Here is an 8472-nt window from a genome sequence, read left to right as displayed (position 1 = left end):
GTTACTCCAATCAATACCTCCGCCGTTTCCGAGCAAAATGCCGTCGATACTTCCTTTGACGATGCGCTGAAGGTGGCGCAAGAAAATGCCGGCCTTCCGGCCGGCACAGAACAGGTGTTCGAGCAGGGCATTGGCATGATGATGCAAACCATACTGTCTCCTCGCATGAACGAAATCCTCAGCGAATCCATGTCAGATGAATAATTTGCGATTTGTTGCCAAAACATAAACGCGATGGAACTACCTATTCAACTTGGTGCTGCCACCAATACGCCGTCCGTCCAGAACGTTAGCCCCGTATCTCAGGATCTGTTTGAGGCGATGGCGCTGCAGGCGCGCGATCGGCAAGCGACCGATCTGGGGCAGGTTGGCCAGGCGCTGGCTGGACATCTGGATAATTACCTGGAAAGAACGAAATCGTTTTCGGAACGAGTAAAGCAGATTTCGAATGGCGATCCGGTATATGGGGACCAGTCGCTGCCGGGCCAGACTGGGCCGGGGACGAGCGATGAGCGTGTCTCGACAGTCCTGGAATCCTTAAGCGCCATGTTCGATTACTCGATTGAGACCCAAGTGGTTGTGCGAAGCGCAACTCAGGTGTCCGGCGCAGTTAATACATTATTGAAAGGACAGTAAGTGCAAAGTCGGTTTTGGTGGCGCAGCTTGCGTGCGGCCGCACTTTTGAGCTTGCTGTTGGTGCTGCAAGCGTGCAAGGTGGATTTATATTCAGGTCTGGACGAGCGACAGGCCAACCAGATGATATCCGAGCTGATGAAACATGGCGTGAATGCGACTCGATATGCGGCCAAAGATGCCAGTCTGACTGTGAGGGTAGACGAAGATCAGTTTGCCACCGCTGTAGAGGTACTCGAGGCCTCGGGCCTGCCGGAGGCTCAATTTGTGTCCCTGGGGGAAGTGTTCAAAGGAAACGGTCTGGTTTCCACACCCACACAGGAAAGGGCGCAACTTGTTTATGCCATGAGTCAGGAGCTATCTAATACCGTATCCAAAGTCGATGGCATTCGCACCGCACGCGTTCACGTGGATCTGCAAGACGATGGCACGAACCGGAAGAATACCAAGCAGGCTTCTGCTGCTGTCTTCGTGCGGTACGATGCAGGAACCGATATCGAGGCCCTGATTCCTAAAATAAAATCTCTGGTGGCGGCAAGCATATCAGGGCTTGAGTACGAGCGCGTATCAGTGATTCCGGTCCCAGCCCCCGTCAATGACGTTGCGGATGTGACACGGATGACAACTTGGCTGGGTGTGCCGATACCCGAGAAGAGTGCCGGCAGGCTCACCCAGATCGCTTTTTTTGTCCTGGCATTGGTTGCCGTGCTAACGTTTGCCGCTACATGGCTGTGGCAGAGCAGGAGGCCGCGTGGTATTCGCACTTATCGTCAAGCGTCCGAAGGATGACGGGTTTGGATACCGCTCCCAGATCGTGGCAGGATTTTCAGGATAACCCCTTGCCTGGCGTGCATGCTGATTATGTCGCAGGCTGCATGCATCCGCTGCAGATTCACAATGAACAGGCGTTCAGGACCGCTATCGGTCAATCGCGTGAGCGCACATTGTTTGTTGACATGCTGCGGCGACATTATTCGCTGGAATCCCTGTCTGACATTAATCCTGAACCTGCCGACGCGATCCTGGCTGCCTTGAGTGTCTCAGAATGGCATGACGCGGCCACGGCTTGCGGTGCCATGTATTGCTCCAGCGTGCTCGTCCACGAGGTGCGTGCGCCGGTCCTTCGGTTAATGGAGCAAATGTTGGGAGAGTCGTGGTGGCACTGGGTGGAAATCGGGCTGCTGGAGTCTGGCGCGAGCCAGCCCTCAGCTTATTTGGACAAAGCCCCGGAGACTGCTGAGCAATGGCGGGGCCGGATCCGGCAAGCCGGATCGCAATTGTTGTGGTCGTGGCGCGATAGCCTGGATGAAAGCCTGGCCGCCTGGGTCAAACTCAAAGATGCAGCCAGCGATGAGGGCCAGCAGAACGCCAGGCTGCTTGATGCGGCTTATGGACAGAAATATGTGCGTCGTCTGGCCATGACGCTTGGACGGCCTTCGATGGAGACCGCATGAATATTCGAAAAAATGCGAATGCTGGCGAGCCCATTGTGCGTGCTGAAAGTGTCGCGGCCTGGCGTGACGGTGAACAGTTTCTTGAGCAGGCAAAAAAAGACGCGGCTGCTATGAAATTGCAGTCGACAGAAGAAGCACGGACTGCTCGGGAAAAGGCGTGGCAGCAAGGCTTTGAGCAAGGGCGACAGGCCGGCTTGGAAGATGCGGCAAAGCTGGCTCTGCAAATCACAGCTGAACGCGATGCGTACCTGAACTCGCTCACTTTGCGCTTGATGCAGTCGATCGACGCTTGCATGAAAAAAATCCTGGCCGATATGGATGATGCGCAGCTGATCGCCGGCGTGGCCCGCAAGGCGATAGAGGACCTCAGGAAAATTGACAAGGTTACCCTGCGGGTGCCGCCTGGCATGGCCAGCATTATAGAAAAACGGGTGAGCTTACCGGGTGCAAAAAAAATCAACGTGAAAGAAGACGACACCCTGCAAGATTCCTTATGCTACCTGGAAACGCCTCTGGGCATTATTCAATTGAGCGCGCAGACACAGTGGGAGCGGATTTTCCGGGGCATGAACGCGAACGAGAGGGGCGACCAATGACACCTGCGGCCACCTTGGCGGACGCGGATCCACTGGCTACGATCGACCTTTCGATCAATCAGGTTGACAGTCGACCCTATCAGGGAAAGGTGCTGGAAATCCGCGGGCAGTCGATTCGGGCGTGGTTGCCGGGCGCGCGGCTGGGCGAATATGGATATATAGAGCCTTTGCGGCAAGCGGGCCAAACCGTGCCGGTGGAGATCGTGGGCTTTGAGAACGACCATGCCTGGCTTTCACCCATGGCCAGTATCAGTGGGGTGAGCGCAGGCAGTCCCGTGTTCCGGACTGGCCGTGCATTCTGCATTAATGTGGGTACGGGTTTGCTGGGCAATGTGATTGATGCATTCGGCCGCAGCCTGAATGTGCACTCCCCAATGAATATGGGGAGGACTGAAGAACGTGCTGTCAATGCAGCCGCACCCAACGCCCTGCATCGACAACGGATCAGCAAACCATTTGCATTGGGCGTGCGCGCTATAGACGGCCTGCTGACCATTGGCCAGGGACAGCGCATCAGCATCCAAGGCGAGGCTGGCGCTGGCAAATCGTCCTTGTTGGCATCAATGCTGGCAGGCGCGCAGGCGGATGTGATCGTACTTGGCCTGATAGGCGAACGCGGACGTGAAGTTCGAGAATGGATTGAAGACGCCATGACGCCGGCGATCCGGTCTCGTACCGTCACTGTCGTGGCGACATCCGACAGGCCCGCGATGGAACGGGTCAAGGCGGCGGCAACCGCGACCTGCGTCGCTGAGTACTTTCGTGATGCAGGCCAGCACGTATTATTACTGCTCGACAGCGTGACAAGATATGCGCGAGCCTGGCGGGAAATCGGTCTGGCTGCAGGCGAGCCTCCGATACGCAGAGGCTTTCCTCCCTCGTTATTTGCTGCGCTTCCCAGCTTGCTGGAACGCGCAGGACCGGGAAAGGTCGGAAGTATTACCGGCATATACACCATCTTGACGGAAAGTGAAGGGGATGTGGATCCCGTTACCGAGGAGGTAACGTCCATTGTGGATGGGCACATCGTCCTGGATGCGCAATTGGCGCGCCGGAACCGGTTTCCAGCCATCGACATTCTCAAAAGCCGTAGTCGATTGATGGACAAGATTGTTTCTGCGGCGCATTTGGCTGCAGCGGTCCAGGTGCGCGAGTCGATGGCGCGCTATGCTCAGGTAGAACTGCTGATGCGTCTGGGAGAGTATAAGCATGGAACCGAGCCTGAAACGGACCGGGCAATCGATCAGCATGATGCGATCGAACGTTTTTTGCGCCAGGATATGAAGACGATCTCCCTGTTTTCCGACACTGAGCGCCGATTGCAGGAGCTAGTTCGTTGAGTCTTGATCTGAACAGTCTGCAGGCGCTGCGCGAGGTGCGTAGCCGACGAGAGGAGCGGATGGCTCGCCAGCGTGAGCGTCATGCTCGTCAATGTGAGCTGATTGAGCAAGAACTGAATGATCAGCGCCTCTGTTCAGAGCGCTTGGCTCTTGCCCTCAAGCAGCGTCGAAGCGAGCGCTGGACGGCGTTATTCAGCGACACGTTCAACAGTGTAAGCGTCATGTGCGCTTCCCGGGAGGACCAAACCGACGACGGGCAGATCCAACAGGCTGAGAGCAAGCTACGCGATCTGGCGAGCAGCCTGGCCCAGGCCCAGACGCAACTGGATAAAGCGGCAGCGGATCATACGGCTTGCGTGCGTAAGCTGGAAACGTGGGACGAGTTCGTCGATATGCAATGCCGCAAACTCGCCAGGCGCGACGAAGTTTTGCGCGAAGCAGATCAAGAGGATACATGGGGAGCGCGTCATGTCGTTTGAGTCCAACGCGAAAGACGTGGTAGCCCTGTGGCCGTTGCTGCCCGAATGTAGTGAGGCAGACGTGCTGCTGTGGCCCGGTAGGCAGAAAGATTTGATGCCGTTGATCTTTCCGATCCTGGGACAGCCTGTGCAGTTTCGCGTCAAGGAGGTTGCGGCGACCGAGTTGCCGCCGCCATCAGATATGTCATTGTCGCTGGGCAGGCACGGCGGCCGATTACACATTAATGAGCAGTGGTTGAACGAACTGTGCCATAAGGTTGGCCTGTCTGGCATAGACAAGGGTGATTGGTCCTGCACGAATGCGCATCAAAAGGATTTTTTGCTAAGGTGGTTGCTTGACGGCATGCTGAATCAATTGCAAACGCAATTGGACTGTGGCCCACCCATCGACATCTCTGCGGACTGTCCTGGTTCCGCCGAGGGACTTCGCTACGCGTTATTTGCCCATGAGGGCATAAGCGAGCAGCCATCTGTCTGGCTTGATCTTCCCAGGGCCATGGCAGATCTCCTGCCACGCGAGGCCCTGGACCATCCTGATGCATTTTGGCGGCGCGTGCCGCTCGTGGCAAGCCTGCGTGCCGGATCGCAGACCCTGAGGCTTAACCAATTGTCTTCGCTGGCTTGTGGCGACATTGTGCTGCTACGCAAGCCGCTTGAGGATCTGCAATTGGTCTTGTCATCATTTCAGCAGGCCGATGTCCGAGTTGATGACAAGGATTATGTCATCACCAATTCCTGGTATTTAGATGAACGAAGAGAGGTATGTGTGGATTCCGTCAACAGACAGGACGACGCCGGCGAAGATGCCGTGCTTGATGACTTGACAATTGAGCTTGTGTGCGAAGTCGGCCGGGTCTCGATGACCCTGGCCGAGCTCAAATCCCTGAAGGTCGGGAGTGTGTTGCCAATGAAACGTCGCGCGCAGCAGGCGGTCGACCTGATTGTGAACGGCGCGAAGATCGGGCAGGGAGAGTTGGTCCGGCTGGACGATACGCTAGGCGTCAGGGTCACACGGTTGGTCAACTCCCATGGCTGAAACGCAGCCGAATCTGGCGCTCATTATTCTGCTGGTTGCGACGGTCGGTCTGTTGCCCTTGGCCATCGTTACGATGACAGGATTTTTGAAAATCGCGGTAGTCCTGTTTTTAATCCGCAATGCGCTTGGCGTGCAGCAGACACCGCCAAATCTGGTGCTCTATGGCATTGCGCTGATCCTCGCCTGCTATGTGACCGCACCGTTAATCGGTGAGATCGGTTATCAGTTTCAGGGGGCGCCAATCGAGTTGAACTCGGTCGATGACCTCATGAAGATCTCAGAACGGGTACGGGTGCCGCTGCAGTCCCATTTGGCCAAGTATGCGTCCATGGAGGAACGCGAGTTCTTCCTGAGCGCAACCGAAGGGTTGTGGTCGGAACAGGCGCGTCGTGACCTGCGCAACGACGATCTGGTGGTGCTGATACCTGCATTTGTGGGATCTGAGCTGACGCGGGCGTTTGAGATTGGATTTCTTCTTTATATTCCATTTCTTATCATCGATCTGATCGTCTCCAATGTATTGATGGCGATGGGAATGATGATGGTTTCGCCAACGCTGATCTCGGTGCCGCTCAAAATCTTCCTGTTCGTCGTGGTAGACGGATGGTCCAGACTGATGCATGGATTGATTTCGAGTTATGGAGGTTGACCAGACATGGATAAAGCGCTGATTGTTTCACTCTTGAATAAGGCGTTGATGATTGTGCTGATGCTCTCAGCGCCAGCACTCATCATTGCGATTGTAATTGGACTCGGCGTAGGCCTGCTGCAAGCCTTGACGCAGATTCAGGACCAGACGCTGCCGCAGGCAGTCAAGCTGGTCGCCGTGCTGTGCTCGTTGATATTCGTGGCGCCCTTGCTTGCCGGTCAGGTGTCCAGTCTGGCAGATCAACTGCTCACTGGCTTTCCGCTGTGGACGCGCTAGGCAATATTGCTTCCTCCGGCTGGATACAGGCCTGGTTCGACATTGCCTATCCGGCAATAACGGCAACCTCCCTGGCGATGTCACGGTGCCTGGGAATGGTGTTTATTTCACCTGTCTTTAATCGTCTGGGCATGACGGGCCTGTTGCGCTCTGGGGTCGCACTGGTATTTGCGTTACCGACGGTACCCATGTTGCTATCTGTCGTCATGAACGATGTGCCGCCATCTCCTTTCTTGTTCGTTGGCATGCTGTGCGTCGAGATGCTTGTCGGCATGTTGCTCGGGGCCATCTACGGTATACCCGTCTGGGCGGCCGAAGCAGCCGGCGAGTTGATTGACTTGCAGCGAGGCTCGACGATGTCTCAATTGCTGGATCCGTTATCAGCAACGGAATCGAGCGTGACAGCGACGTTGTTCAGTATTGTGATACTGGCGTTGTTCTTCATGTCCGGTGGCCTGCTCTTGCTACTACAGGGTATTTATGAGAGTTATGCAGTCTGGCCGGTGGGACAACTGTATCCCGTTTTTCATAAAGGAATGGGGGTGACGTTGCTGGGCCTGCTCGACCACGTTATTGAGCTGGCTGTCCTGATGGTCGCTCCCCTGATGGTGGCCATTCTAGTGGCTGACCTACTCTTGGCATATCTGTCGCGCATGGCGCCCAGTTTGCATGTATTTGATTTGTCGATGCCGGTAAAAAACCTGCTATTTGCCGTCCTTATTGTCCTGTATGTATCCTTCCTGATACCAAATATGCTCGATTCTTTGGTTGACACTTTCCAATTGTCCGATTGGCTGGACCAGATGTCTGGCTATATGTGATTCCATTGCTGGCAGGAGCAACACATGAGCGATAAAGGTAGCGAAGAAAAATCACAGCCCGGTTCGGAAAAGAAGATTCGGGATTCGCGCAAGAAAGGCCAGGTGGCCAAGAGCCAGGACATGATCACAGCGCTAGTTGTGTTGGCGTGCACCGTTTATTTGGGGTTTGCCGCTAGCGATGTGACAGCCAGTGTCAACGCGTTATTTCAGGAGGTCTCCAGTACGCTCATGGAAAAAGACCTGATATTTTCTGAAGCCTGGCCAATACTGGTGGCCAAAGCGGTGGATGTGCTGATGAGTGCAACGTTTCCACTGCTGGCGGTTATTGTCTTTGTGGTGGTGATGGGCAATCTGATCATTATGAAAGGTTTCCTGTTTTCAACCGATCCTATCAAGCCCGATGTCAATCGTTTGAATCCGGCCGATGGCTTCAAACGATTATTCAGCGCCCGAAATGTCGTGGAATTTCTCAAATCGATTTTCAAGGTGATCGTTTTGGGTGCAGCGCTCGTCGTTGTTTACAGAAATAATCTGCCTTATTTACTGGGCGCGCCCACTTGCGGAGCACAGTGTATCTTTGCTTCATTTAAATTATTGTTCATCCCGATAACGATGACAGCAGTTCTGGCCTTTTTCCTCTCAGGACTGATCGATCTGCTGTTACAGCGGTGGTTGTTTGCGCGAGAGATGAGGATGTCCCATAGTGAACTGAAGCGTGAGCGCAAGGATATCGAAGGTTCTCCGGAGATCAGAAAAGAGCGCAATCGTCAGCGACATGCCTTGCAGGCCGCATCCTCTGCGCGGGGGGCAAATATGGCCAGCGTCATGATCGGCGCGCCCGGCAGCTGGACCGTCGGGCTGCGTTACGTACGAGGGGAAACGAAAGTGCCGGTCGTCGTTTATGTGGCTGCCCCAGATATTGGCCAAGCGCTGTGGCATCCCGAAAGCAGATCTAATATTCCGCATGTGTACGATCCGGCGCTCTCCGGGGAAATCGCGCAGCGAAGTCGAATTGGAGAAGCGCTACCAGATTTGTTTTTCGAACGCATTGCCCGGATACTAGTGAAAGAAGGGTTGATATAAAAGCGATGATATGCGCTGGCCAAGCGATGTTTTTTTATATCGTATTGTAACAATATGAAAGATTAATACGCCTGTCACCTGTCAAATAGAGAATGAATTACCCAT

12 protein-coding genes are annotated in these 8472 nt (G+C 54.8%); all 12 read left to right on the top strand.

All coding sequences use genetic code 11. The features are described 5' to 3' along the window. A partial coding sequence (locus ACTIKR_RS08990) for a hypothetical protein (RefSeq protein WP_442327670.1) occupies positions 1-204 on the top strand: 204 nt, incomplete at its 5' end. A 30-nt stretch (positions 205-234) separates the two neighbouring features. Then, on the top strand, positions 235-636 hold the full coding sequence (locus ACTIKR_RS08985) for a hypothetical protein (protein WP_442327669.1): 402 nt from the start codon (positions 235-237) through the stop codon (positions 634-636). Further along, positions 637-1422: a type III secretion system inner membrane ring lipoprotein SctJ gene (sctJ, locus tag ACTIKR_RS08980; RefSeq protein WP_442327668.1), complete on the top strand. Its 786-nt coding sequence runs from the start codon at positions 637-639 to the stop codon at positions 1420-1422. It abuts the gene before it with no gap. 5 nt (positions 1423-1427) lie between these two features. Next, positions 1428-2087 carry a hypothetical protein gene (locus tag ACTIKR_RS08975; RefSeq protein WP_442327667.1) on the top strand — a complete coding sequence of 220 codons (660 nt, stop codon included), beginning with the start codon at positions 1428-1430 and terminating at the stop codon, positions 2085-2087. Further along, positions 2084-2683, top strand: a complete 600-nt coding sequence (locus tag ACTIKR_RS08970; RefSeq protein WP_442327666.1) for an HrpE/YscL family type III secretion apparatus protein — start codon at positions 2084-2086, stop codon at positions 2681-2683. The genes ACTIKR_RS08975 and ACTIKR_RS08970 overlap by 4 nt, the downstream gene beginning before the upstream one ends. After that, a complete protein-coding gene (locus ACTIKR_RS08965) occupies positions 2680-4023 on the top strand; it encodes a FliI/YscN family ATPase (protein ID WP_442327665.1) in 1344 nt (447 codons plus the stop codon). Before ACTIKR_RS08970 ends, ACTIKR_RS08965 begins: the two co-directional genes overlap by 4 nt. After that, a complete protein-coding gene (locus ACTIKR_RS08960) occupies positions 4020-4502 on the top strand; it encodes a hypothetical protein (RefSeq protein ID WP_442327664.1) in 483 nt (160 codons plus the stop codon). The genes ACTIKR_RS08965 and ACTIKR_RS08960 overlap by 4 nt, the downstream gene beginning before the upstream one ends. After that, positions 4492-5538 carry a type III secretion system cytoplasmic ring protein SctQ gene (gene sctQ, locus ACTIKR_RS08955; protein WP_442327663.1) on the top strand — a complete coding sequence of 349 codons (1047 nt, stop codon included), beginning with the start codon at positions 4492-4494 and terminating at the stop codon, positions 5536-5538. The genes ACTIKR_RS08960 and sctQ overlap by 11 nt, the downstream gene beginning before the upstream one ends. Beyond that, positions 5531-6187: a type III secretion system export apparatus subunit SctR gene (gene sctR / locus ACTIKR_RS08950; protein ID WP_128393392.1), complete on the top strand. Its 657-nt coding sequence runs from the start codon at positions 5531-5533 to the stop codon at positions 6185-6187. The genes sctQ and sctR overlap by 8 nt, the downstream gene beginning before the upstream one ends. A gap of 6 nt (positions 6188-6193) precedes the next feature. Next, positions 6194-6463 (top strand): flagellar biosynthetic protein FliQ, encoded by a 270-nt coding sequence (locus ACTIKR_RS08945; protein ID WP_128393393.1) that lies wholly within the window; start codon positions 6194-6196, stop codon positions 6461-6463. Then, positions 6451-7284 (top strand): type III secretion system export apparatus subunit SctT, encoded by an 834-nt coding sequence (gene sctT, locus ACTIKR_RS08940; RefSeq protein ID WP_442327662.1) that lies wholly within the window; start codon positions 6451-6453, stop codon positions 7282-7284. Before ACTIKR_RS08945 ends, sctT begins: the two co-directional genes overlap by 13 nt. Positions 7285-7308: 24 nt before the next feature. Further along, on the top strand, positions 7309-8367 hold the full coding sequence (locus tag ACTIKR_RS08935) for an EscU/YscU/HrcU family type III secretion system export apparatus switch protein (protein ID WP_442327661.1): 1059 nt from the start codon (positions 7309-7311) through the stop codon (positions 8365-8367). Positions 8368-8472 lie beyond the last annotated feature (105 nt).

It is taken from the genome of Advenella sp. (assembly GCF_052108595.1).
Classification (GTDB): domain Bacteria; phylum Pseudomonadota; class Gammaproteobacteria; order Burkholderiales; family Burkholderiaceae_B; genus Advenella.
This window is presented reverse-complemented; position numbering and strand designations above follow the sequence as displayed.